Genomic DNA, 25,559 nt, shown 5'->3' on the forward strand with positions numbered 1-25,559 from the left:
CTTCTTCACCATTCGCGACGTGCTCGACAAGTACCACCCGGAAGTCGTGCGTTACCTGCTGGTGTCGAGCCACTACCGCAGCGCGATCAACTACTCGGAAGACAACCTCAAGGACGCCAAAGGCGCACTCGAGCGTTTCTACCACGCGTTGAAAGGCCTGCCGACTGTGGCGCCGGCTGGTGGCGAAGCGTTCGTCGAGCGTTTCACCACGGTGATGAACGACGACTTCGGCACGCCGGAAGCCTGCGCCGTGCTGTTTGAGATGGTGCGTGAGATCAACCGTCTGCGTGAGAGCGATCTCGATGCGGCGGCCGGTTTGGCGGCACGTCTGAAAGAGTTGGCGAGCGTGTTGGGTGTGTTGCAGCTCGAAGCCGATGACTTCCTGCAAGCGGGCGCTGAAGGGCGTGTCGATGCGGCTGAGGTTGATGCGCTGATTGCTGCGCGTCTGGCAGCACGTGCCGGCAAGGACTGGGCCGAATCCGACCGCATCCGCGACCAGCTCACCGCCATGGGTGTGGTGCTGGAAGATGGCAAGGGTGGGACTACCTGGCGTCTGGCTGACTGATCGTCTGATCTGCTTTAAAACAAAACCCGCCTTGTGCGGGTTTTTGTTTGGCTGTTGATCGTTCCCACGCTCTGCGTGGGAATGCCTCTTCGGACGCTCCGCGTTCGGCTTTGCAGGGACGCAGAGCGTCCCGGGCTGCATGCCCACGCGGAGCGTGGGAACGATCAAAACAAAACCCGCCCTGCGCGGGTTTTTGTTTTTCTGCCGCATAGCCGAGGTTGCTTTTGACGTTCGCCTAGGTCTTGATGTCTGACGCGGCAGCGGGATGCTGCTCAGCGACGAATAGAGGGAGGAATCATGGCTAATCACTATCGCGAACTGCTGACAACCCCTGGTGCCACGGGGTTAGTGCTCGCGAGCTCCATCGCCCGCTTGCCGCAGGCAATGATCGGCATTGGCATCATCACCATGTTGGTGGAGCAGACAGGTGTTTACTGGCTGGCCGGGGCAGTCGCCGGTACGTTCACCCTGGCCAACGCATTGCTTGGCCCACGTATCTCGAAACTGGTTGATCAACGTGGTCAGAGTCGAGTGCTCCCCGTGGTGACGGCATTCAGCATCGTCATGTTGCTGGCGCTGATCTTCGCCGTTCACTTGAGGGCGCCCGCCGCATTGTTTTTTGTGCTGGCTGCCCTGGCAGGAACAATGCCGAGCATGCCGTCCATGATCAGGGCACGCTGGTCGCAGTTATTCCGGGGCAAGCCGCAACTGCACACGGCGTTCTCTCTGGATACGGTCCTGACCGAACTCGCCTACATCATCGGCCCGCCACTGGCGATCGGCTTGAGCGTGAGCTTTTTCGCCGAAGCCGGACCGCTGGTGGCGGTGGCGCTGCTGGCTGTCGGGGTGACGGCGTTCCTTTTGCAACGCCAGACTGAACCTAAAGTGGTCGTGGGCCATGTCAGCAATACCGGCTCAACCCTGCTGATTCCCGGTGTTCGCACGATTGTCCTCGCGCTGTTGGCGATGGGCGCTATTGGCGGTTCAATCGATGTTGCTGTCGTGGCGTTCGCCAATGCACAAGGCTGGCCAGCGTCCGCCACTTTCATCCTTGCAGCCTATGCCTTCGGCTCGCTGGTGGCGGGCCTGACGTTCGGTGCGTTGCGGGTTTCGCTGGCGATTGAAAAACAGTTTTTTATCGGGATTTTGGTCACGGCAGTCACTGGGGTGTTGCCGGTTTTCTCACCGGACGTTTATGTCCTTTCCGCGATGCTGTTTATCGCCGGCATCTCGTTTGCGCCCACCATGGTTGTGGTGATGAAACTGGGGACGATCATCATCCCGCCGTCGAGGATCACTGAAGGACTGACTTGGATGACCACGGGCATCAGCATCGGCGTGGCGCTTGGGGGCATGCTGGCGGGGGTGGTGATTGATGCATTTGGTGCACGGGCGGGGTTCGGCGTGGCGATTGGCGCGGGGTTGATGATGATGGTGGTTGTTCTGGTGGGACTTCGCACCTTGGCGGCTGTTTCCACTGCGCGTGTTGAGCCGGCCTTTTCGCCCTCACCCTAGCCCTCTCCCCCAGGAGAGGGGACTGATTGGGGGATATTCACGAGATACGCTGACCTGAACGATGTGTGCCGAATCCATAATCAACCCGTTTTTTCAGGTCGATGTATAACGCCAGACATCTCGGTCGGCTCCCTCTACCTCCGGGAGAGGGCTGGGCTGGCGGCGTTCCGATGAGGGATCGGGATTCACTCAACCCTCAATCTGCCGCAGCCGCTTATAAAGCGTGTTTCGACTAACGCCCAGCCTTCTGGCCAGATGGGAAATATTTCCCCCGGAAGCCTTCAACTCCCGGTTCAACGCCTCCACATCATTCAGATCAACCCCCAACGGCTGTGCGCTCTCAACCGGCTCCATCTCCAGATCAACAAAAAAGTCATCCGGCAAATGCTCCGGCCGCACTGGTTGTTCCTCGGCCATGGCCAGCGCCACTTGCATCACGCTGCTGACTTGGCGCAGATTCCCAGGCCACGGATGACGGCCAAACAGCTCCAGCACTTCACGGCTCAACCCTGCCCATTGCGTCGGTTCACGATGCTGTTCCCACAGTCGTTTAAACAACGCTTCTTTATCACTGCGCTCCCTAAGCGGCGGCAGTTCCAGAGTCAGTCCGCCAATGCGGTAATAAAGATCCTCACGAAACCGCCCCAATTGCACCTGTTCCCTCAAAGAGCGGTTGGTCGCCGAGATAATCCGCAAATCCACCGCGAACAATTCGCTGCTGCCCACCGGTTGCACGCAACGTTCCTGCAACACCCGCAACAATCGCGCCTGGGTCGGCAATGGCATGTCGCCGATTTCATCGAGGAACAGCGTGCCTTTGTCAGCCTTGCGAATCAGGCCGATGCTGCCTTTCTGGTTGGCGCCGGTGAACGCGCCTTTCTCGTAGCCAAATAGCTCAGACTCCACCAGTTCAGCGGGGATCGCCGCGCAATTGACGGCGATAAGTGCCTGTTTGCTCCGTGAGCTGGCCTGATGCAGGGCTTTGACGAACACTTCCTTGCCGACCCCGGTTTCGCCGTGAATCAACAGGGGAATGTCTTTCTCCAGTAAGCGCTCAGCCTGGCGCACGGCTTTTTCCACGCGGCTGTCGCCAAAGTGCAGGGTATTGAGGCTGATCGCCGTTGGCGCGGCGGGTTTGGCCTCAGTAACAAATACTCGCGCTTGAATCTGCGCCTGTTTCGGCCGCTTCAACAGACACTGAAAGCGGTTACGACCGGAGGTCTGCAAGGCAAACGGCAAACCGTCCGGCTGATTGATCAACTCCAGCAACGACACCTTGAACAGACTCTCGACGCTGACCCGCGACAAGCGCACACCGAGCAAATTGTCCGCCCGCCGATTCGCCGACAGCACCTGGCCGCTCTCATCAAAGATCAGTAATCCGGCCCACTGACTGTCGAGGTTGTTCAACCCGGTGTTGAAGGTCAGTTGAAAATGTTGGCCATGGAACAGGTTGAGGATCAGCCGGTTTTCTACGGTCTGGCTCATCATCTTGACCATGCCCAAAGTGTGCGAGGGCGGCAGATAGCTGTCGCTGGACACATCAAGCACCGCAATCACCTTGCGCTCGGCGTCGAAAATCGGCGCGGCGGAGCCGGTCATGAAGCGGTTGGCCTTGAGGAAATGCTCATCGTGTTCAATGTGTACCGCCTGCTCACAGGCCAGCGCAGTGCCGATGGCATTGGTACCGCTGGCGCGTTCGATCCAGCTCGCCCCCGGCTGAAAACCCCGGGCCAGACTCGGCTCGATAAAGCGTTGTGTGCCCCATGAGGTCAACACCTGGCCCTGATTGTCGGCGAGCATGATCAGGCAGTTGGAATTGCTCAGGATGTTTTCGTAGTAGGGCAGGACTTCCTGGTGGGTGGTCTGCACCAGCGAGTGATGGCTATCGAGCAGGTGCGCGATGCCGGCGGCGGGCAGTTGATCAAAGGCCGGAGTGCTTTGGTGGTCGAGGCCGAACGCGCGGCAACGTTGCCAGGAACTCTGGACGAGGGCGTCGTGGGACAGCGGCGGGGCAGGTGCGGCCATGGCAATGGGCCTCTGATGCAGCGATTTTTATTGTTGTTATGAACCCAATCTTCGAAACCGGCACAGATCAATTGTAGGAGTGAGCCTGCTCGCGATAGCGGTCTATCAGACGGATTTGCATCGACTGACACACCGTTATCGCGAGCAGGCTCACTCCTACAGGGATCTATGGCGTTCACTAAATCGGGCAAAAAGCGTTCATAGAGTGTTGTTCACTATTGTTCATTGTCAATCGCCCGACTGTTCAAATGTGTTCAGCATTGAACGCCGTTTCCCTGCGCTTTCAGCGATTTTTACGACAAATCAACAGCTTGCCATTTCTGGCACGAAAGTCGCTCCAGTGCACAGGTCGCTTGACTCCAATAATAAAAAGGCCGAGCCATGTCACTCACCCTGGAGCACGTCTGCCGTACCGTCGAAGGCCAGACCTGGATCGACGATGCATGCCTGAAATTCGAACCCGGTTCCTTCAACGTTTTGCTCGGCCGCACCCTGTCCGGCAAAACCAGCCTGATGCGTTTGATGGCCGGTCTGGACAAACCCGACAGCGGCCGCATCCTGATGAACGGCGTCGACGTCACCCAGCGGCCGGTGCGTTTGCGCAACGTGTCGATGGTCTATCAGCAGTTCATCAATTACCCGACCATGACCGTGTTCGAGAACATCGCCTCGCCACTGCGGCAGGCCGGTGTGTCGAAAGAGATCATCCACAGCAAGGTGCAGGAAACCGCGAAGATGCTGCGCATCGAGAAGTTTCTGCAGCGCTATCCGCTGGAGCTTTCCGGGGGACAGCAGCAACGCACGGCCATGGCCCGGGCGCTGGTCAAAGATGCCGAACTGATCCTGTTCGACGAGCCGCTGGTCAACCTCGACTACAAACTGCGCGAAGAACTGCGCCAGGAAATGCGCGAGCTGTTCAAGCTGCGCCATACCATCGCCATCTACGCCACCACCGAGCCCAACGAAGCGTTGGCGCTGGGCGGCACCACGACCATTCTTCATGAAGGCCGGGTGATCCAGAGCGGCCCGTCGACTTCGGTTTACCACCAGCCGCAAACCGTGCTGGCCGCCGAGTTGTTCTCCGAACCGCCGATCAATCTGATGCCCGGTCGCATCGCCGGCAACGAAGTCAGTTTTGCCAACTTCGTCCACTTCCCGCTGAACGTCGACCTGCGTCCGGTGGGCGAGGGCGAGTTCCGTTTTGGCGTACGCCCGAGCCACATCTCGCTGGTGCCGAGCAACGATGACGATCTGGAATTGGCGGTGACCGTTGAAGTCGCCGAGATCAGCGGATCGGAAACTTTCCTGCACGTGCGCAACGAGCATTTCCTGCTGGTGCTGCACCTGCCCGGTGTTCACGAATACGACGTCGATGCGCCGATCCGCATTTACATCCCGACCCACAAACTGTTCGTTTTCGATGCGCAGGGCCGTCTGGTGCAAGCACCGGGCCGGCGCGTCGCGAGGGTTGCCTGATGGCCGAAATCCGTTTGCAGCACCTCGCCCACAGCTACAGCAAGACCCCGAGCGGCGCGGAGGATTACGCGATCCGCGAGATGGACCACGTCTGGGAGCAGGGCGGCGCCTATGCCTTGCTCGGCCCGTCGGGCTGCGGCAAGTCGACCTTGCTCAACATCATTTCCGGCCTGCTCAGCCCCTCGCAGGGCCACGTGTTGTTCGACGGCAAAGCGGTCAACGACCTGACGCCGGAGAAGCGCAACATCGCCCAGGTTTTCCAGTTTCCGGTGGTCTACGACACCATGACCGTGTTCGATAACCTCGCTTTCCCCCTGCGCAATCAGGGCATGGCCGAGGCGAAAGTACACAGCAAGGTGCAGGAAATTGCCGAGGTCCTCGATCTGCAAAACCTGCTGAGCAAAAAGGCCCGCAACCTCACCGCCGACGAGAAACAGAAAGTCTCCATGGGCCGTGGCCTGGTGCGTGACGACGTCTCGGCGATCCTCTTTGACGAGCCGCTGACGGTGATCGACCCGCACCTGAAGTGGAAACTGCGGCGCAAGCTCAAGCAGATCCACGAGCAATTCAACATCACCATGGTCTACGTCACCCACGATCAACTGGAGGCTTCGACTTTCGCCGACAAGATCGCGGTGATGTATGGCGGCCAGATCGTCCAGTTCGGCACGCCACGCGAACTCTTCGAGCGGCCGAGCCACACCTTTGTCGGCTATTTCATTGGCAGCCCCGGGATGAATCTGATCGAGGTGCAGCCACAGCCCGGCGGCGTCGGTTTTGCCTCGACGCACCTGCCGTTGTCCGACGCCATGCAGCGACATATCGAACACGGCCAGTGGAAAAATCTGAAGGTCGGCATCCGCCCCGAGTTCATTCACGTGTGGGACGAGCCATTTGACGACGCGATGCAGGCCAGGGTCGTACACGTCGAAGACCTTGGCACCTACAAGATCATGACTCTCGACCTCGACGGCGCGCCGCTGAAAGTGCGTCTGGCCGAAGACAAACCGGTGCCCCAGGGCACCGCGTACATCAGTTTTCCGGCGCAGTGGCTGATGGTTTATGCCGATGAGTTTCTGCTTGAAGCCGATGATGAGGTGCAGCCATGAACAAGGTGCAAAACAACAAGGCCTGGTGGCTGGTATTGCCGGTGTTCCTGCTGGTGGCGTTCAGTGCAGTGATCCCGATGATGACCGTGGTCAACTATTCGGTGCAGGACATCTTCGACCAGTCCAGCCGCTACTTCGTCGGTGCCGACTGGTACAAGCAGGTGCTGCTCGACCCGCGTCTGCACGACTCGCTGCTGCGTCAGTTCATCTACTCGGCGTGCGTGTTGCTGATCGAAATCCCGCTAGGGATTGCCGTCGCCCTGACCATGCCGACCAAGGGCCGCTGGTCCTCGGTGGTGCTGATCATTCTGGCGATTCCGCTGCTGATCCCGTGGAACGTGGTCGGTACGATCTGGCAGATTTTCGGTCGAGCCGACATCGGTCTGCTCGGGTCGAGCCTCAACGCCATGGGCATCAGCTACAACTACGCGGCCAACACCATGGACGCCTGGGTCACGGTGCTGGTGATGGACGTCTGGCACTGGACTTCGTTGGTAGCGTTGCTGTGCTTCTCTGGCTTACGCGCGATTCCCGACGTGTATTACCAGGCCGCGCGGATTGACCGCGCTTCGGCGTGGGCGGTGTTTCGCCATATTCAGTTGCCGAAGCTCAAAAGCGTGCTGCTGATCGCGGTGATGCTGCGCTTCATGGACAGTTTCATGATCTACACCGAGCCTTTCGTGCTCACCGGCGGCGGGCCGGGCAATGCCACGACCTTCTTGAGTCAGACGTTGACCCAGATGGCTGTAGGGCAATTCGACCTCGGTCCGGCAGCGGCGTTTTCGCTGGTGTACTTCCTGATCATCCTGTTGGTGTCCTGGCTGTTCTACACCGCCATGACGCACTCCGACGCCAACCGCTGAGGCCCGGCCATGAGCAAAAGAAAGCTTATTCCGTTGCTGGTGTACATCCTGTTCCTGCTGGTGCCGATCTACTGGCTGCTGAACATGTCCTTCAAGAGCAACACCGAAATCCTCGGCGGCCTGACCCTGTTTCCGCAGGATTTCACGCTGGCGAACTACAAGGTGATCTTCACCGATCCGAGCTGGTACACCGGTTATCTCAACTCGCTGTATTACGTGAGTCTGAACACGGTGATCTCGCTGAGCGTGGCGCTGCCGGCAGCCTATGCGTTTTCCCGCTATCGTTTTCTCGGCGACAAGCATTTGTTCTTCTGGCTGCTGACCAACCGCATGGCGCCACCGGCGGTGTTTCTGCTGCCGTTTTTCCAGTTGTATTCGTCGATTGGTTTGTTCGACACGCACATCGCCGTTGCGCTGGCGCACTGCCTGTTCAACGTGCCGTTGGCGGTGTGGATTCTCGAAGGTTTCATGTCCGGGGTGCCGAAGGAAATTGACGAAACTGCCTACATTGATGGCTACAGTTTCCCCAAGTTCTTCGTGAAGATTTTCATCCCGCTGATCGGTTCCGGCATCGGTGTGACGGCGTTTTTCTGCTTCATGTTTTCCTGGGTCGAACTGTTGCTCGCGCGCACGTTGACCTCGGTCAACGCCAAACCGATTGCTGCGGTGATGACCCGTACGGTGTCGGCGTCGGGGATCGACTGGGGCGTGCTGGCGGCAGCGGGGGTGTTGACCATCCTGCCGGGCATGCTGGTGATCTGGTTTGTGCGCAACCACGTGGCCAAGGGCTTTGCCCTCGGTCGAGTCTGAGGAACTGATGATGGAATGGATGAGCTGGACCACCCCGACAGCGGGGTTCTTCATCGCCATTGGTCTGCTGCTGGTGGGCATGACCACGTGGGAATTGCGTTCGCCGAGCATCCTGCGGCGAGGTTTTCTGCCGATTGCCACCACCCGTGGCGATCGCTTGTTTATCGGTCTTCTCGGCAGCGCCTACCTGCATTTGCTGGTCATCGGCGCCACCGACTGGAGCATCTGGGTGGCGTCCGCGTTGTCCCTGGTGTGGCTGTTGGCTGTGATGCGTTGGGGCTAGTCGAATCGATCGGCAACCGTGCTCCGAAATCCTAAACAGGAGGTCTCTATGTTCGACAAAAACAATAAGCTGCGACATAGCATTTCATTGGCAGCCATGCTGGCACTCAGCGGTTTGAGCGCCGCCGCGTGGGCCGATGCCTACGAAGACGCGGCGAAAAAATGGATCGGCAGTGAATTCAAACCGTCGACCCTGACGGCCGATCAGCAACTCGAAGAATTGAAGTGGTTCATCAAGGCCGCCGAGCCGTTTCGCGGGATGGAAATCAAGGTCGTTTCCGAGACCCTGACCACACACGAATACGAGTCGAAAGTGCTGGCCAAGGCCTTCACCGAAATCACCGGGATCAAGCTCACCCACGACCTGCTGCAAGAAGGCGACGTGGTGGAAAAAATGCAGACGGTGATGCAGTCCGACAAGAATATCTATGACGGCTGGGTCAACGACTCGGACCTGATCGGTACGCACTTTCGCTACGGCAAGACCGAATCGATCACCGACCTGATGGCCAACGAAGGCAAGAACTTCACCTCGCCGACCCTCGATATCAAGGACTTCATCGGGATCTCGTTCACCACCGCGCCGGACGGCAAGATCTATCAACTGCCCGACCAGCAATTCGCCAACCTCTACTGGTTCCGCGCCGACTGGTTCGAGCGTGCCGACCTGAAAGCCAAGTTCAAGGAAAAGTACGGCTACGAATTGGGCGTGCCGGTGAACTGGTCGGCCTATGAAGACATCGCCAAATTCTTCAGCGAAGACGTCAAGGAAATCGACGGCAAACGCGTTTACGGCCACATGGACTACGGCAAGAAAGACCCGTCGCTGGGCTGGCGCTTCACCGATGCTTGGTTCTCCATGGCCGGTGGCGGCGATAAGGGCTTGCCCAACGGTTTACCGGTGGACGAGTGGGGGATTCGCGTCGAGGACTGCCACCCCGTCGGCTCCAGCGTGACCCGCGGTGGTGACACCAACGGCCCGGCGGCGGTGTTCGCCACGCAGAAATATGTCGACTGGCTCAAGGCCTACGCGCCGCCGGAAGCGGCGGGAATGACCTTCTCCGAGTCCGGGCCGGTGCCGTCGCAAGGCAACATCGCCCAACAGATCTTCTGGTACACCGCGTTCACCGCCGATATGACGAAACCGGGCTTGCCGGTGGTCAATGCCGACGGCACGCCGAAGTGGCGGATGGCGCCGTCGCCGCGCGGGCCGTATTGGGAAGAGGGCATGAAGCTCGGCTATCAGGACGTGGGTTCGTGGACGTTCATGAAATCCACGCCTGAGAAACAGAAGCTTGCGGCGTGGCTGTACGCGCAGTTCGTCACCTCGAAAACCGTATCGCTGAAGAAAACCATCGTCGGCCTGACGCCGATCCGCGAGTCGGACATCAACTCGCAGGCGATGACCGATCTGGCACCGAAACTCGGTGGTCTGGTCGAGTTCTACCGCAGCCCGGCCCGCGTGCAATGGACCCCGACCGGGACCAACGTGCCGGACTATCCGCGTCTGGCGCAACTGTGGTGGAGCCACATCGCCGAAGCGGCCAGCGGCGAGAAAACCCCGCAACAGGCGCTGGATGGCTTGGCCAAGGATCAGGACGCGATCATGACGCGTCTGGAACGCTCCAAGGCTCAGGCCACTTGTGCGCCGAAGATGAACCCGGAACGGGATGCTCAGTACTGGTTTGATCAACCGGGCGCACCGAAACCGAAACTGGCGAATGAGAAGCCGAAGGGTGAGACGGTGAGCTACAACGAACTGCTGAAATCGTGGGCGGATGCGCGTAAGTAAACGCTGAAATGTGAAAGGCAAACGGCACCGTGAGGTGCCGTTTTTTTTGCCGGCCGATTTACCGCTATCGCGAGCAGGCTCACTCCTACAGGTTTCAGCGGTGTTCACAAAACTCAAAAACACCCCGATCCCTGTAGGAGCTGCCGCAGGCTGCGATCTTTTGATCCTGATCTTCAAAGGCCAAGGCAAAAGATCGCAGCCTGCGGCAGCTCCTACAAGACATCGCTCAATGCCAGTTTCATGCTTGAATTTCTTCAAAGGTATCAAGCGTGGTGTCAGGCAATGGCGAATCGAAACCTTCAGGCAGTACCAACTTGCCTTTCATCGCGCCAATTCGTGGTGTGCCGGTTTTTCGAGTGTGAGCGAGAAGGCGCTGCGCACTACCTTGGACTGCCAGAGTCTCGATTCCTGCAACCAACTCACAAAACAAGTCTCTGCTCATAGTTTTCCCCGCACCGTTCTTCTATCTGCAAAGACATTCACCATAGAACGACCGACTCAAGGCTGGCTGTAGGACGAAACGGATGTTAGAGCGGGAGCTTTCGGCGTTTGTGTGGGGACGGGAGCAATCGGTAAAAAATCGTACAAAAATATCGACTGACCCGCCGCCATCGCTGGCAAGCCAGGCTCCCACAGTTTTCTGCGATGCTCACAAACTCCGGGCGGCCGCAGATCTCTGTGGTAGCTGGCTTGCCAGCGATTCGGTCTGACATTCAACAATGATATCGGCTGACCCACCGCCATCGCCATCACCATCGCCAGCAGGCTGGCTCCTACAGGTTGCAGTGGTGTTCACAAAACCTTGGCACACCGCAGATCACTGTGGGAGCTTGCCTGCAAGCGATGAGTCCGTTGGCGTCACCGCAGGAAACCCAAGCCGGAACACGGTCATCGCCCCCGGCAAGCTTTTCACCTCCGCCACCCCCTGGTGCAGGCTCATGATCGAGCGCACGATCGCCAGCCCCAGCCCGGTGCTGCCTTGCGAGCGCGAGCGGGCGCTGTCGACGCGGTAGAAGCGGTCGAACAGGTGCGGCAGGTGTTGCGCCTCGATGCCGGCGCCGGGATTGCTCACCAGCAGCGAAGCCTGCGTCGCGCCTTGTTCGATCAGCAAGGTGATGGTTTTACCGTTCGAGCAATGACGCAGCGCGTTGGACAACAGATTGGAAATCGCCCGCTGAATCATCAGCCGATCGCCCAACACCGATGCGCTACCAACAACGTTCAAGTGAATCTGCTTGTCCTGTGCCGACAACGAAAACATCTCCGCGACCTTCGCCGCTTCATCCTCCAGCGCCACCGACTCAAACGGCGCCAGCGCCGACGGATGACTGACCTGCGCGAGAAACAGCATGTCCGAGACAATCCGCGCCACGCGCTCCAGTTCCTCGGTGCAGGACACCAGCACGTCCTTGTATTCCTCGGTGGTGCGCTCGCGGGACAAGGTCACCTGCGCCTTGCCCATCAGGTTGTTGATCGGCGTGCGCAGTTCATGCGCCAGGTCATCGGAGAACTGCGACAACTGCTGCACCCCGGCATCCAGCCGATGCAGCATGAAGTTGATGCCTTGGGCCAGTTCGCTCAACTCCTGCGGCATGTTCACCACCGACAGCCGATGGTCCAGGTCCTGGGTCGAGACCATCGCCGCGACCTTGCGAAACTCACGCATCGGCGCCAGCCCGCGCTGCACTGCGCCCCAGGCCGTCAGGCCAATGAAGATCAGCAGCAACGGCAAGGCCATCAGCGTCGAGCGCAGGTAGGCACTGAGCAAGGCCTGATCGTGAGCGTTATCCATCGAGAGCAACACCGGTACGCTGCTGCCATCCTTGAGGCGGATCAACTTTGACACCGTCAGAAACTTTGCGCCTTCAGCATCAGTGCTATCGCTGTAGCTCAACTGCTCGGTGGTCGCCCGAACCGCTTTTAATTCAATCCGTGGATCGGCCAGTCCCGAGCCGGATTTCAGCAGCGGCGTACGCAGATTTGCGCGGTCGTAAATGGTCAACGTGAGGTTGTCATGGCCCATCACCTGATCGAGCAAGATATGCGGTTTCGAGCGAATCTCACCAGCATCGGCGTACAGCGACAGGCTGTGTTCGACTTGCTCCACCTTCTTTTCCAAGCTGTCTCTGGAAAGCGCATTGAGCTCATGGGTCAGCGCGAAGTAGGCAAGGATCGCCAGAAACACCACCAACAGCGCGCCGAGAATACTCACCGTCAAACCCAGGCGCATCGACAGGCTGGCCGGCTTCATTCCCGCGCCTCCAGCACGTAGCCGACACCGCGCAGGGTGTGGATTAATTTGTGCTCGAACGGGTCATCGATCTTCGCCCGCAATCGGCGGATCGACACCTCGACCACGTTGGTGTCGCAGTCGAAATTCATGTCCCATACCAGCGAGATGATCTGCGTGCGGGTCAGCACTTCGCCGGACTGGCGCATCAGTAGATGCAGCAGGGCGAATTCCTTGGTGGTCAGGTCGATGCGCTGCGCGCCGCGAAACGCGCGATGACGGCCCGGGTCGAGTTCCAGATCGGCGACTTTCAGCACTTGCGGCACCGGAATGTTTTCGCTGCGCCGCATCAATGTGCGCACCCGCGCCAGCAACTCGGGGAATTCGAACGGCTTGACCAGATAATCGTCGGCGCCCAGATCCAGCCCGCGAATTTTGTCGGCCAGACGCCCGCGCGCGGTGAGCATCATCACCCGCGTCGAATGCGTGCGGCGCAGTTGCTCCAGCACGCCCCAGCCGTCGAGTTCCGGCAGATTGACGTCGAGAATGATCAGGTCATAAACCTGTTGTTGCGCCAGGTGCAAACCATCGGCGCCGGTGGCCGCGTGGTCAACGATATAGCCACTTTCGGTTAAACCCTGATGCAAGTATTCGGCAGCTTTAAGCTCGTCCTCGATCACAAGGATTCGCATGATCTATCACCACTTTTATTTAATGGATATTTAATTAAGGGTGGCCGGGAAAGTTGTTGTTTTTGTAGGGGCTTCCGGGTGCAGTAAATAACTGAGTGACGTGCACGGTAAACGCTGTAGTGGCTACAGGGTCAACGTTTGACCCCTTTAATTCGGCCATCTGCGACAGCCTGTCGCAGCAGGAAGGTGCAAATAGCTATGTATTGGGTTCAGGCAAGTGCTGTTGGGCAGATAACTTCGGCGTATTTGTTTCCATGTATTGCATAGTTGCGTTGCGCACTCCGCATGCTAGAGCAAAACAACTTCCTGCAACCGTGGATAACGGATTTGTAATCTTCCAGTCACCTTGTCGATAAGTTCAAAACCCTACCGTGGCGGCATCAAAGATTCTTGATTAAAGGAAGTCTTCCATTGCCCGGTTTAACAGAACTGATGGCGCGATCACGCCTGAAAAAAATAGCCAGCGGCATTCTGTTGCTGGCCACTGCAAACCTTGCGGTCGCATCGACGCTGACTCTGGAGCAGGCCCTGCAAACCGCATTCGCCGGCAACCCCGATCTGGCCGCTGCCCAATGGGAAATCGGCATCGCCGAGGGCGACCGCAAACAGGCTGGCCTGATCCCCAACCCTGAAGTCTCGTGGGAGGCCGAGGACACCCGCCGCGATTCGCGCACCACCACAGTGAAGCTCAGCCAGCCGATCGAACTGGGTGGCAAACGCGGCGCGCGCATTGACGTCGCCAGCCGTGCGCAGGATGCCGCCGGAATCGAGCTTGAACGCAAGCGCAACACGTTGCGCGCCGATGTCATTCAGGCGTTCAACGGCGCCCAGACCGCGCAGCAACGCTTGCAGTTGTCGCGCCAGTCACTGCAACTGGCCGAGCATGGCTTGCGCGTTGCGCAAGGGCGGATCGAGGCCGGTAAATCATCGCCGGTCGAAGGTACAAGGGCGCAGGTGCAGCTCTCCGAAGTGCGCCTGGAATTGAGCCGCGCCGAACGCGATCAGGCCAATGCCTATCAACAATTGGCGCAGGTCATGGGGGCGCCGTTGCCGACCTCGACCACGGTGCAAGCCGCCCCGCAAAACCTCGCCAATGTGCCGCCGCCGAACCGTTTGCTTGAGCGTTTGAACGAGACCGCCGAGCTGCGTCTGGCCACGCTGCAGATCGATCAGCGCGAAGCGTCGCTGGGGCTGGAAAAATCCCGGCGCATTCCCGACCTGACCGTGAGCATCGGCAGCCAGTACAGCGAAACCGAGCGCGAGCGGGTCAACGTGGTCGGGCTGTCGATGCCGATTCCGCTGTTCAATCGCAATCAGGGCAACGTCCTAGCGGCGGCGCGGCGCACCGATCAGGCGCGGGATCTGCGCAACGCCACCGAACTGCGTTTGCGCACGGAAATCCAGACCAGCCTTGCGCAATGGCAGACCGCCAACGGCGAAGTCACAGCGTTCAACCAGACCATCCTGCCCGCCGCGCAGAGTGCGGTTGAAACCGCCACACGCGGCTTCGAAATGGGCAAGTTCGGCTTCCTTGATGTGCTCGACGCCCAGCGCACCCTGATCGCTGCGCGCAGCCAATACATCCAGGCCGTCAGCGAGGCGACCGACGCCCGCGTGCGCATTGAACGGATCTTCGGCGACCTCAGCGTCCGCCCTTGAATTTCATTTTTCAGATCACTGCGCGAAGTCACGGCGCAGAGGAGTTTCCATGGATAAAAAACTGATTGGGGTCGCTGCGGCGACACTGGCATTGGGCATCGGCATCGGCTCGATGTGGGCGGGCAATGGCGCTATCGATGCGCACGCCGATGAGGCTGCGGAACATACCGATCACGCGGATCACGCCGAGGAGGGCGCCGCTGCCGAGGGCGAACATGGCGAAGAAGGCCACATCGAATTGAGCGCCGAACAGATCACCGCCGCCGGCATTCAACTGGTCGAAGCGCGGGCGCAGACCATCAGCCTCGGCCTGCCGTTTCCCGGCGAAGTGCGCTTCGACGAAGACCGTACCGCCCACGTGGTGCCGCGTGTGCCGGGCGTGGTCGAGTCGGTGGCAGTCAACCTCGGCCAGTCGGTGAAAAAGGGCCAGTTGCTGGCAGTAATCGCCAGCCAGCAGATCTCCGATCAGCGCAGCGAGCAAGCCGCCGCACAACGGCGTCTGGCGTTGGCGCGCACCACCTATGAGCGTGAGAAAAAACTCTGGCAGGACAAGATTTCCGCCGAGCAGGATTTCCTCCAGGCGCGCCAAGCCTTGCAAGAGGCGGAAATTGCCGTGAGCAATGCCCGGCAAAAAATCAGCGTGCTCAGTGGCAGCGTCGTCGCCACCGGTGGCAACCGCTACGAATTGCGTGCGCCGTTCGACGGTGTCGTGGTGGAAAAGCACCTGACGCCGGGGGAAGTGGTCGATGAGTCTACGGCAGCGTTCACCCTCTCGGATTTGTCGCGGGTGTGGGTGACGTTCGGCGTATCACCGAAGGATCTGAACAAGGTCCAGGTGGGCAAAAAAGTCACGGTCAGCGCTGCGGAGCTGAATGCCGAAGTGGTCGGCAGTGTGGCTTACGTCGGCAGTCTGCTCGGCGAGCAGACCCGTACCGCAACGGTTCGCGTGACGCTGGAAAATCCGCAGGGTTCTTGGCGACCGGGCCTGTTCGTCACCGCGCTGGTCGCTACCGACAGCCGCGAAGCTAAAGTCGCCGTGCCGGAAACTGCGATCCAGACGGTCGAGGACAAACCCTCGGTGTTCGTGCGTACCGACGACGGCTTCGAGACGCGAGCCGTGGAGCTGGGCAGCCGCGCCGATGGTTTTGTGGAAATCACCCAAGGCCTGGACGCGGGCGCACAAGTCGCCAGCGCCGGCAGCTTCGTCCTCAAATCGGAACTGGGCAAAGCCTCAGCCGAGCACAGTCATTAATCCTGGAAGGTCCTCATGTTCGAACGCCTGATCCAGTTTGCCATCGAGCAGCGCATCATCGTGCTGCTCGCCGTTCTGCTCATGGCCGGTCTCGGCATCGCCAGTTATCAAAAACTGCCGATCGACGCCGTACCCGACATCACCAATGTCCAGGTGCAGATCAACACAGGCGCAGCCGGGTTCTCGCCGCTGGAAACCGAGCAGCGCATCACCTTCCCGATTGAAACCGCCATGGCCGGTTTGCCGGCGCTGGAGCAGACCCGTTCGCTGTCGCGCTCGGGGCTGTCGCAGGTCACGGTGATCTTCAAGGACGGCACCGACCTGTTCTTTGCCCGCCAATTGGTCAACGAGCGTTTGCAAATCGCCAAGGAGCAATTGCCCGAAGGTGCAGAAGCGGTCATGGGGCCGATATCCACCGGCCTCGGCGAGATTTTCCTGTGGACGGTTGAAGCCAAGGAAGGCGCGCTGAAGGACGACGGCACGCCGTACACGCCAACCGATCTGCGGGTGATTCAGGACTGGATCATCAAGCCGCAATTGCGCAACGTCCCGGGCGTGGCCGAGATCAACACCATCGGCGGCTTCGCCAAGGAATATCAGATTGCCCCGGACCCGAAACGCCTGGCCGCGTACAAGCTGACCCTCACCGATCTGGTCACCGCGCTTGAGCGGAACAACGCCAACGTCGGCGCCGGTTACATCGAGCGCAGCGGCGAGCAGTTGCTGATTCGTGCGCCGGGGCAAGTGGCGAGCACCGAGGACATCGCCAACATCGTCATGGCCAATGTCGACGGCACGCCGATCCGCATCAAGAACGTCGCCACCGTGCAAATCGGCCGCGAACTGCGCAGCGGCGCGGCCACCGAAAATGGTCGTGAAGTGGTGCTCGGCACGGTGTTCATGCTGATCGGCGAGAACAGCCGCACGGTATCGCAAGCGGTTGCCAGCAAGCTTGAACAGATCAACAAATCCTTGCCGCAAGGTGTGATCGCCGTGCCGGTTTACGACCGCACGCACTTGGTCGATAAAGCCATCGCCACGGTGAAAAAGAACCTCATCGAAGGCGCGATTCTGGTGATCGCGATTCTGTTCCTGTTCCTCGGCAACATTCGTGCGGCGCTGATTACCGCGATGGTGATTCCGCTGTCGATGCTGTTCACCTTCACCGGGATGTTCAGCAACAAGGTCAGCGCCAACCTGATGAGCCTCGGCGCGCTGGACTTCGGCATCATCGTCGACGGCGCGGTGGTGATTGTCGAAAACACCCTGCGCCGACTCGCTCACGCGCAGCAGCACCATGGGCGTTTGCTGAGCCGCGCCGAGCGTTTCAAGGAAGTATTTGCGGCGGCGAAAGAGGCGCGGCGACCGCTGATTTTCGGCCAGTTGATCATCATGGTCGTGTACCTGCCGATCTTCGCGCTCAGCGGCGTCGAAGGAAAAATGTTCCACCCGATGGCGTTCACTGTGGTGATTGCGTTGCTGGGCGCGATGCTGTTGTCGGTGACTTTTGTTCCAGCGGCGATTGCGCTGTTCGTCACTGGCAAGGTCAAGGAAGAAGAGGGCGCAGTCATGCGCGGCGCGCGTCGCGTCTATGCGCCGGCATTGGCTTGGGTGATGAGTCATCGTGCCGTTGCGGTGGGTGCGGCGTTGGGCGTGATTGTGCTCAGCGGCGTGATGACCAGCCGCATGGGCAGCGAGTTTGTGCCGAGCCTCAGTGAAGGCGATTTCGCCCTGCAAGCCTTGCGCGTGCCGGGCACCAGTCTGACGCAATCGGTGGACATGCAGCAGCGCCTGGAAACCTTGATTCTGGCCAAGATTCCAGAAGTCGAACGCGTATTCGCCCGCACCGGCACCGCGGAAATCGCCTCCGATCCGATGCCGCCGAACATCTCCGACAGCTACGTGATGCTAAAGCCGAAAGAGCAGTGGCCGGACCCGGGCAAGTCCCGCGACACCCTGATGGCCGAACTGCAACAAGCGGCGGCGACGTTGCCGGGCAGCAACTATGAACTGTCGCAGCCGATTCAGTTGCGCTTCAACGAACTGATCTCCGGCGTGCGCAGCGACGTGGCAGTGAAGGTGTTTGGTGATGACATGGACGTGCTCAACGCCACGGCGGCGAAGATTGCGGCGGCGATGCAGAAGGTCAACGGCGCCTCCGAGGTCAAGGTCGAGCAAACCACCGGGTTGCCGGTGCTGACCATCAACATTGATCGTGACAAGGCCGCCCGTTATGGGCTGAATGTCGGCGATGTGCAGGACACCATTGCCGTCGCGGTGGGCGGGCGTCAGGCCGGCACGTTGTATGAGGGCGACCGACGCTTCGACATGGTCGTGCGTTTGTCGGATGCCATGCGCAAGGACATCGAAGGGCTGTCGGCGCTGCTGATTCCGGTGCCGGCGGTAAATGGCACGGCCAATCAGATCGGCTTCATCGCACTGCAAGACGTCGCCAGCCTCGACCTGGTGCTGGGGCCGAACCAGGTCAGCCGGGAAAACGGCAAGCGCCTGGTGATCGTCAGCGCCAACGTGCGGGGGCGTGATATTGGTTCGTTTGTCAGCGAGGCGGGCGCAGTGATCGAGCGTGATGTGCAGGTGCCGGCCGGTTACTGGACCAGTTGGGGCGGGCAGTTCGAGCAACTGCAATCGGCGGCCAAGCGCTTGCAGATCGTGGTGCCGGTGGCATTACTGCTGGTGTTCGGGTTGTTGTTCATGATGTTCAACAATCTGAAGGATGGCTTGCTGGTGTTTACCGGGATTCCGTTTGCGTTGACCGGCGGGGTGATGGCGCTGTGGTTGCGGGATATTCCGTTGTCTATTTCTGCCGGCGTGGGGTTCATCGCGCTGTCCGGGGTGGCGGTGCTTAACGGCTTGGTGATGATTGCGTTTATCCGCAATCTGCGCGAGGAGGGGCGGTCGCTTGCGGATGCGATCAACCTCGGTGCGCTGACACGCCTGAGGCCGGTCTTGATGACGGCGCTGGTGGCTTCTCTGGGGTTCATTCCGATGGCGCTCGCGACCGGCACCGGTGCAGAAGTGCAACGGCCATTGGCGACGGTGGTAATTGGCGGAATTCTGTCTTCGACCATTCTCACGCTGCTGATCTTGCCGGCGCTGTACCAACTCGCCCATCGCCGGGATGAGGACTCAATGCCCACCTGATTGTGAACACAACCCTGTGGCGAGGGGATTTATCCCCGATGGGGCGCGCAGCGGCCCCAAAAAAGCAGGCCTGCTGCGCAGTCCATCGGGGATAAATCCCCTCGCCACAGGTATTGCGCAGGCTGCTCAGTGGTGGGGTAAGGCCAGATAACGGATATGTAATTTCCCCGCCACCGTCACGATAGGTTCGGATTGTTACCTTGATCCCGTCAGCTACTTAAACGAGGAATCAAAGATGAAATTCGCTCAGATCAGTGCCTTTACCGCAGCTTTGGCGTTGTCTTCCCTGGCCATGGCCGAAGGTGGCGGCGACCGCACTTTCGAAAAAATGATGACCGCCAACGACCGCTCCGTAGAGCTGTACGTTGCCCGCGAACAGGCCCGCGATCCGGTCGTCGTCAATGACAAGAAAGACGACAAGACTCAAGACCTGTAAACGCAGCCATGCTGGAACAAGCCTGTCATCGCGCATCGATGCCGGGCTTTTTTATGGAGGAATTGAACATGAAATTGATCAAGTGGATGGTGTTCGCTGGGGTGATGGCGATGTCCATTAATGTGCTGGCCGAGGGCGGTGGTGACCGCGCGTTCGAGCGCGCATTCAGCGCCAATGCCATAGCCATGGCGCAATACGCCGCCAACCAGGGCAAAGCGCCGCCTGTGGTGAGGGATTACGCGTACGGGATGAAGCTGGACGTGGTGAAAATCGTCAGCGTGGTGAAGCCGCAGCCTGCCTGCTCGGTCGTCCCCACCGCCATGACCTATGAAGATTCGCAAGGGCAGCTCAACACCCTCAAATACAGCGTGGCGGGTGTTTGCCGGAACAGCGGTGGATAGCCGACACCGGGGGTATTGCAATATCACGATCTGTATTTCGCTTCGGGATGTTTAATGGTGTAGGTCAATCGCAGAACCTTCCCACAATGTTTTCAGGTTGTCCGTCGGACGTCGGCTCTCTAGTGTGTGGATGTCGCTGCCTAATCAGCGATCGGGATTGGAACCCCGGAGAACGTGTCAGCGCCAAAGCGTCATTCATGACGTATGCTTGCGCACCTTCACGGTGTGCAGCCTGTTATGGCGGCTGTGCGCGGGAGACTTTCGAGTCTGCCGGGTTTCTCCGTTCCCCGGGTTCCAACCTGCGTACAGCTGCCACCCCTTCGCGTGGAACCGAATGGATCAGCTTCATCGTTCAGAAGGAGAAACAACATGAAAAAGCCAACGCCGAATCCGCCGGAAACAACCGTTCCAGCGGACGCCGATACAACATCCCCCTACGTCTCCGCCGACATTCGAAAACTCCACAAAGCCGCCGACCGCGCCCTCGACTTTTACCTCAAACCCAGCGCCGCCATCATGGCCACGCCCTACACCCCCAACCAGATGTTCCTGGCCAATCCCAAAGCCGACACCGAATCCCTGCTGGCCAACGCCTGCGAATCCCTGGCCTCGGCCTCCGTCATGCTCGGCGACTTCGCCGCGCTGCTGGAAGGCACGCATCGCAAGACGATTCTGGGCATCGCCCAAGTTGTGATGCTCGGTGAACTGGCGGTGAACAGGGCTTTGGATAACGTCGAGCCTGCTGGCTGATCAATCTGCCGAGAGGGGTGAAAAAACGCGGCGCTATCCAGGCCGCGTTTTACTGAAAGACTGATCGTCAGGCGAACACTGCGAAGATCCACGCCGTGCAGTAAACCGCGACAAAACCCGGAACAGAGTAGCCAAACATCCGGGCCGGAATATTGACCCACTGCCGCAGAGGCAACGGGAAACGGTCAATCTCGGGAATGGCATCGGGATCACTGGCCTGCAGATAGCCATAGTCCAGGAACAGAATGTTCGAGATGTGGTACAGGCGGCAGGAGCGGCCATAAACACTGTCACCCAGCACCCGCTTGTTTCGTTCGACGAAGTAGGACTCTTTCAGAAAAGACTCGATCTCAGTCAGTTTGAAAAAGCTGACGTACGTCCGCACGAGCAGCGCCACAGCTGCCATCAGTACACAGGCGATCAAGACTGCCGCGTACAGCAGCTTGGCGTCGCTCGCCGGTGTGAAAAGCGTCGTACATAACCGCTCGAAACCGAGCCAAAGCAACAGTAGACAGGCCCCCATCAGAGCCATTCGCAGAAGGCATCGTGGCATCGCCAGCCACTTTTTCAGATGCGCCGGTAAGCGCTCGGCCTCCATGACCGCGTGGCGCTCCAGCATAAGGGGGTGAGTGATTCGGCCGGTGAGTGTGCGAATCTGCCTGACTCTCTTCATTCGCCCCAACGGGCCATTGCCCAGTCTTTTTCGTTCAGTGCCGACAAAGTCAGACTCGATGAAGTGGCGTTCCATCTGATCGAGCCGGAACCCGGCGGCAAACAGCGTTATTGCTTCGCTGAGGAAAATCAGCAGCAGTACAACGCCCCATGAAGCGCGGTAAATGAGGTCAAGCACAATTGATCCTTGGAATTGATCCACCTGACTCCGATTCAGGTGTAGGGAACGTCGGAACGCCACTCTTTACCTGATAGTTCTTGGGGTCACAAGCGCTCTCGCCACTCTGTCTGTTAAACACCGGGCATAAAAAAGGCGCCCCGAAGGACGCCAAAAGATTCACCTCTTACCAAAGGAGCAAGGAGCTTCTAAAGGTGAATGTGTTGTGCTCGTGAACTCAGAGAATCGCCAATGGGTATTCGACAATCACCCGAACTTCATCCAGATCGGACTCAAACGCCGTGGCGCGGGTTGTGGCCTGGCGCAAGCGTAATGACAGGTCTTTCATCGAACCACTCTGCACCACGTATTTGACTTCGATGTCGCGCTCCCAACGCTTCTGATCGGTCAGCGGGTTACCTTCGGCATCACGGCGCATGTACACCGCGTTGGCGTTGGAATAATCGGCATCGGTGCCGCGCGCGTAACGGGTCATGAACGACAGGCCGGGCACGCCGTAGGTCGTCATGTCGAGGTCATAACGCACCATCCACGAACGTTCTTTCGGTGAGTTGAAGTCGCTGTACTGGATGGAGTTGTCGAGGAAGATCGAGTCGGACTGGCGCAGGTAATCGAAGTCGTCATTACTATTGTTGCGCTGGTGGGAGAGGGCGACGGAGTGGGCGCCGAACTTCACGCCGGCACGGCCGCTCCAGATGTTGTTGTCGAACTCGCCGAGCAGTTGTTTGCCCTCATCGACAGCCTTGTAATAGTTCAGGCCACCGAACAGCGACAGGTCGTCAGACAGTGGATACGTCCACGAGGTGCCGGCGTAGTACTGATTCCAGGCATCCTTGAGGCGACTGGAGTAGAGGCTGAAACTGAGGTTTTTGTTAATCGCATAATCGCCGCCGCCGTAAGCGATCCACGGCGAATTGACCGGGCCTGCATAGAAGGTCGCGAAGTTCTCGCGCGTGTCGCTGGACACCGGTTGGCTCATCGCGTGCAGTCGACCGCCCTGCACCGACAGACCTTCGATGCTGGTGTTGGTCGCTGTCACGCCGCGAAAGCTTTCTGGCAGCAAACGAGAGTCACCCGCCGCCACGACCGGGTTTGCCGGGAATACATCACCGACCCTGACCACCGTATCGAATGCCCGCACTTTCGCCGCGCCACCGACCTTGGTGTATTCGTCCCGCGCCTCGCCGTCACTGTTGACCGGCAGCACATCAAATGAACTACGGCCACCGTTGCGCCCGTCACCGGTGTCGAGTTTCAAACCGATCATGGCAAACGCATCGACCCCGACCCCGACGGTGCCTTGGGTAAAGCCGGATTCGAACTTGCTGATCACCGCATGCGACCAGGCTTCGGAGTAACCGTTGCCGGTCGGGCTGGACTGGCCGTTGCGGTGCTCACGATTGAAATAGAAATTACGGTTGAGCACCGTCAGGCTGCTGCCTTCGATAAAGCCTTCGGCTTTTTCTTCTGCAAACACCATGGACGGCCCGGAGCCAACCACCACCGCTAAAGCAGCCATCGACATTTTTGTATTGTTAACCATCAAACACTCCTTGGGTTCGGCAGAACGGGAACGTGCTTCGGCGTGGGTTTTATTGTTCGACGGGCATGGGGCTCGTCGGCATGGTCGCCGGGGGACATCGTTGCAAGCTGCGGATAACGCCAAGGTGATGAGGGAATTACAATTTCGTCATGTGGCTGTAACGCCAAGCCATGCGGGTGTACCTGGATTTATGAACACCACTGAAACCTGTGGGAGCGGGCTTGCCCGCGAAAGCGTTGGGTCAGGCAATGATGATGCTGAATGTGCCGGCGTCATCGCGGGCAAGCCACGCTCCCACATGGGTTTAGGGGAAACTTCGCGATTGACGCGTCGGAACAATCCACAGCACTATCGCCCAATGAATACCCAACACCGAATGAACATGATGTGCTCCTCTATGACCGCTTCCGGCGGGCCATAAGGTCATACGTGTTTTCCATTTCACGTGTTACCCGAAGCCCCGCCAGAAATGGACGGGGCTTTTTCATTGCCCGTCCGCACATGGCTCATGGAGAGAGAAATGTTCGACATCAGAAGAGCCACCGCGAATGACGCCCAAACCGCATTCGACATACGACGCTTGGCGATCAGGCATCAATGCATCGGTGCTTACACCGAGCAGCAAATGCACGACTGGACCAAGGGCTCGGCTGAAGACGGTTACGACACGCTCATGGAAAAGCACTTCTATCTGGGCTGGGTTGAGGACGAGCCAGTGGCAACCGGAATGCTTGATATGGAGCACCGTGAAATCGGGGCAATCTTCATTCATCCGGATTTCATGCAGCGCGGACTGGGCAAACAGGTTCTGCACTTTCTTGAAGATCTGGCGAGGGCGCTGGGGCTGACAGAGGTCTGTCTGGACGCGACGTTGAACGCTGTCGATTTTTACCGGCGCTGCGGTTACATCGGGGAGGGGAGTGCGATTTATCAATCGCCTTCGGGTCTGCAACTGGCGTGTGTGCCGATGGTGAAAGCGTTGCGATAAAGATCAAGAGACCGCACAAAAAAAACGGCACCCGAAGGTGCCGTTTTCATTTCTAGCCAGCCAAGCAATCAGCCCGCCAGACCCGCCTGCTGAACCAGTGTCAGCAATGGCTGCGGGTACACGCCCAGGAAGAACGCGACCAGGGCGATGGCCAGCAGCATTACGCCGCCTGCCTTCTGTTCCCAGTGCAGTTGCGCATCGTGGCGGCGCAGGTTTGGTTCGATCAGGTACAGGGTGACCATCACGCGCAGGTAGTAGAAGACGCCGATGGCGCTGCCCAGTACCAGCGAACCGACCAGCCACCATTGGTGCGACTCGACACCAGTAGCGATGATGTAGAACTTGCCGATGAAGCCTGCGGTCAGCGGGATACCGGCCAGGGACAGCATCATCACGGTCAGTACGGCGGTCAGGTACGGACGGCGCCAGAACAGGCCGCGATACTCGTACAGGGCATCTGCGTCACGGCCGTTGTACGGCGAGGACATCAGAGTGATCACGCCGAACGCGCCAAGGCTGGTGATCACGTAGGTGACCAGGTAGACGCCGATGGCTTCCACCGCCAGACCCTTGCTCGCCACCAGTGCGATCAGCAGGTAGCCGAAGTGCGCGATGGACGAGTAACCGAGCAGACGCTTGAGGTTGCTCTGGGTCAGGGCCAGCAGGTTACCGAACAGGATCGAGGCGATGGCGATGACAGTCAGCACGTCGCTCAGTACACCACTGCTCGCGGCAGGGGAGATCTGGAACAGACGCACCATCACCGCAAACACCGCCACCTTCGACGCAGTGGCGAGGAACGCGGCGACCGGTGCCGGAGCACCTTCGTAGACGTCCGGCGTCCACAGGTGGAACGGTACCAGCGACAGCTTGAACGCCAGACCGATCAGCATCATGCCCAGGCCCAGTTGCGCCAGCGAGCTAGGCAGGCCAGTTGCAGCCAGTGCCTGACCAATGCCAACGAAGCTCAGCGAACCCGAGTCTGCATACAGCAGCGCCATACCGAACAACAGGAACGCCGAACCGGCAGCCGACAGCACCATGTACTTGATGCCGGCTTCCAGCGAACGCTTGTTGAAGAAGGCGTAAGCCACCAGACCGTAAACCGGCACCGACAGCAGTTCCAGACCGATGAACAAACCGGCCAGGTGCTGCG

22 protein-coding genes are annotated in these 25,559 nt (G+C 59.2%); 15 read left to right on the top strand and 7 right to left on the bottom strand.

All coding sequences use genetic code 11. From position 1 onward, the window contains the following. Together ACIONG_RS26025 and ACIONG_RS26030 are read left to right on the top strand one after the other, a co-directional pair. Positions 1-565, top strand: a 565-nt coding sequence (locus tag ACIONG_RS26025) for a DALR domain-containing protein (protein WP_401303553.1), incomplete at its 5' end; no start/stop codon positions are given. 297 nt (positions 566-862) lie between these two features. Then, positions 863-2,080, top strand: a complete 1,218-nt coding sequence (locus ACIONG_RS26030; protein ID WP_401303555.1) for an MFS transporter — start codon at positions 863-865, stop codon at positions 2,078-2,080. 189 nt (positions 2,081-2,269) lie between these two features. Here ACIONG_RS26030 and ACIONG_RS26035 read toward each other — a convergent pair whose 3' ends face one another. Next, positions 2,270-4,108: a sigma-54-dependent Fis family transcriptional regulator gene (locus ACIONG_RS26035; protein ID WP_401303557.1), complete on the bottom strand. Its 1,839-nt coding sequence runs from the start codon at positions 4,106-4,108 to the stop codon at positions 2,270-2,272. 381 nt (positions 4,109-4,489) lie between these two features. Here ACIONG_RS26035 and ACIONG_RS26040 point away from each other — a divergent pair, with 381 nt between their 5' ends. The 6 genes from ACIONG_RS26040 to ACIONG_RS26065 are packed head-to-tail and all read left to right on the top strand — an operon-like array spanning position 4,490 to position 10,440. Continuing rightward, complete coding sequence (locus tag ACIONG_RS26040; RefSeq protein ID WP_095189648.1) at positions 4,490-5,584, top strand: ABC transporter ATP-binding protein; 1,095 nt, start codon at positions 4,490-4,492, stop codon at positions 5,582-5,584. Next, the gene (locus ACIONG_RS26045) at positions 5,584-6,693 is read left to right on the top strand and encodes an ABC transporter ATP-binding protein (protein ID WP_007912482.1); all 1,110 of its coding nucleotides are present in this window, start codon (positions 5,584-5,586) and stop codon (positions 6,691-6,693) included. The genes ACIONG_RS26040 and ACIONG_RS26045 overlap by 1 nt, the downstream gene beginning before the upstream one ends. After that, positions 6,690-7,556, top strand: a complete 867-nt coding sequence (locus ACIONG_RS26050; RefSeq protein WP_007912484.1) for a carbohydrate ABC transporter permease — start codon at positions 6,690-6,692, stop codon at positions 7,554-7,556. Before ACIONG_RS26045 ends, ACIONG_RS26050 begins: the two co-directional genes overlap by 4 nt. Before the next feature lie 9 nt (positions 7,557-7,565). Continuing rightward, on the top strand, positions 7,566-8,366 hold the full coding sequence (locus ACIONG_RS26055) for a carbohydrate ABC transporter permease (RefSeq protein WP_003192012.1): 801 nt from the start codon (positions 7,566-7,568) through the stop codon (positions 8,364-8,366). Positions 8,367-8,376: 10 nt separating this feature from the next. Continuing rightward, on the top strand, positions 8,377-8,649 hold the full coding sequence (locus ACIONG_RS26060; protein ID WP_103305295.1) for a DUF2160 domain-containing protein: 273 nt from the start codon (positions 8,377-8,379) through the stop codon (positions 8,647-8,649). A gap of 48 nt (positions 8,650-8,697) precedes the next feature. Further along, a complete protein-coding gene (locus tag ACIONG_RS26065; RefSeq protein ID WP_103305296.1) occupies positions 8,698-10,440 on the top strand; it encodes an ABC transporter substrate-binding protein in 1,743 nt (580 codons plus the stop codon). 238 nt (positions 10,441-10,678) lie between these two features. On the opposite strand, the gene ACIONG_RS26070 is transcribed toward ACIONG_RS26065, so the two are convergent. From ACIONG_RS26070 to ACIONG_RS26080, 3 genes are all read right to left on the bottom strand, one after another. Further along, the gene (locus tag ACIONG_RS26070; protein ID WP_401303560.1) at positions 10,679-10,882 is read right to left on the bottom strand and encodes a type II toxin-antitoxin system prevent-host-death family antitoxin; all 204 of its coding nucleotides are present in this window, start codon (positions 10,880-10,882) and stop codon (positions 10,679-10,681) included. A gap of 375 nt (positions 10,883-11,257) precedes the next feature. Then, positions 11,258-12,691, bottom strand: a complete 1,434-nt coding sequence (locus ACIONG_RS26075) for a heavy metal sensor histidine kinase (RefSeq protein WP_401303562.1) — start codon at positions 12,689-12,691, stop codon at positions 11,258-11,260. Further along, on the bottom strand, positions 12,688-13,362 hold the full coding sequence (locus ACIONG_RS26080; protein WP_315446092.1) for a heavy metal response regulator transcription factor: 675 nt from the start codon (positions 13,360-13,362) through the stop codon (positions 12,688-12,690). The genes ACIONG_RS26075 and ACIONG_RS26080 overlap by 4 nt, the downstream gene beginning before the upstream one ends. A gap of 411 nt (positions 13,363-13,773) precedes the next feature. On the opposite strand from ACIONG_RS26080, the gene ACIONG_RS26085 reads away from it, so the two are divergent. From ACIONG_RS26085 to ACIONG_RS26110, 6 genes are all read left to right on the top strand, one after another. Next, complete coding sequence (locus ACIONG_RS26085; protein ID WP_401303564.1) at positions 13,774-15,021, top strand: TolC family protein; 1,248 nt, start codon at positions 13,774-13,776, stop codon at positions 15,019-15,021. A gap of 49 nt (positions 15,022-15,070) precedes the next feature. Further along, on the top strand, positions 15,071-16,273 hold the full coding sequence (locus tag ACIONG_RS26090; protein WP_401303566.1) for an efflux RND transporter periplasmic adaptor subunit: 1,203 nt from the start codon (positions 15,071-15,073) through the stop codon (positions 16,271-16,273). 15 nt (positions 16,274-16,288) lie between these two features. Then, positions 16,289-19,435, top strand: a complete 3,147-nt coding sequence (locus tag ACIONG_RS26095) for a CusA/CzcA family heavy metal efflux RND transporter (RefSeq protein ID WP_401303568.1) — start codon at positions 16,289-16,291, stop codon at positions 19,433-19,435. 235 nt (positions 19,436-19,670) lie between these two features. Further along, on the top strand, positions 19,671-19,871 hold the full coding sequence (locus ACIONG_RS26100) for a co-regulatory protein PtrA N-terminal domain-containing protein (protein ID WP_103306801.1): 201 nt from the start codon (positions 19,671-19,673) through the stop codon (positions 19,869-19,871). A gap of 68 nt (positions 19,872-19,939) precedes the next feature. Then, the gene (locus tag ACIONG_RS26105; RefSeq protein ID WP_401303570.1) at positions 19,940-20,272 is read left to right on the top strand and encodes a DUF2790 domain-containing protein; all 333 of its coding nucleotides are present in this window, start codon (positions 19,940-19,942) and stop codon (positions 20,270-20,272) included. Between the two features lie 369 nt (positions 20,273-20,641). Then, positions 20,642-21,022, top strand: coding sequence for a DUF6124 family protein (locus tag ACIONG_RS26110; RefSeq protein WP_103306800.1), 381 nt, complete (start codon positions 20,642-20,644; stop codon positions 21,020-21,022). A 67-nt stretch (positions 21,023-21,089) separates the two neighbouring features. Here ACIONG_RS26110 and ACIONG_RS26115 read toward each other — a convergent pair whose 3' ends face one another. Continuing rightward, positions 21,090-21,872 carry a hypothetical protein gene (locus ACIONG_RS26115; RefSeq protein WP_401303572.1) on the bottom strand — a complete coding sequence of 261 codons (783 nt, stop codon included), beginning with the start codon at positions 21,870-21,872 and terminating at the stop codon, positions 21,090-21,092. A 217-nt stretch (positions 21,873-22,089) separates the two neighbouring features. Further along, complete coding sequence (locus tag ACIONG_RS26120; RefSeq protein WP_401303574.1) at positions 22,090-23,415, bottom strand: OprD family porin; 1,326 nt, start codon at positions 23,413-23,415, stop codon at positions 22,090-22,092. Between the two features lie 520 nt (positions 23,416-23,935). Here ACIONG_RS26120 and ACIONG_RS26125 point away from each other — a divergent pair. Then, the gene (locus tag ACIONG_RS26125; protein WP_401303576.1) at positions 23,936-24,403 is read left to right on the top strand and encodes a GNAT family N-acetyltransferase; all 468 of its coding nucleotides are present in this window, start codon (positions 23,936-23,938) and stop codon (positions 24,401-24,403) included. Positions 24,404-24,471: 68 nt separating this feature from the next. Here the strand turns inward: ACIONG_RS26125 and nuoN are convergent. Beyond that, the coding region (gene nuoN, locus ACIONG_RS26130; RefSeq protein WP_401303578.1) for an NADH-quinone oxidoreductase subunit NuoN at positions 24,472-25,559 on the bottom strand (1,088 nt) is incomplete at its 5' end.

This window comes from Pseudomonas sp. NPDC087817, assembly GCF_044742875.1.
GTDB lineage: Bacteria > Pseudomonadota > Gammaproteobacteria > Pseudomonadales > Pseudomonadaceae > Aquipseudomonas.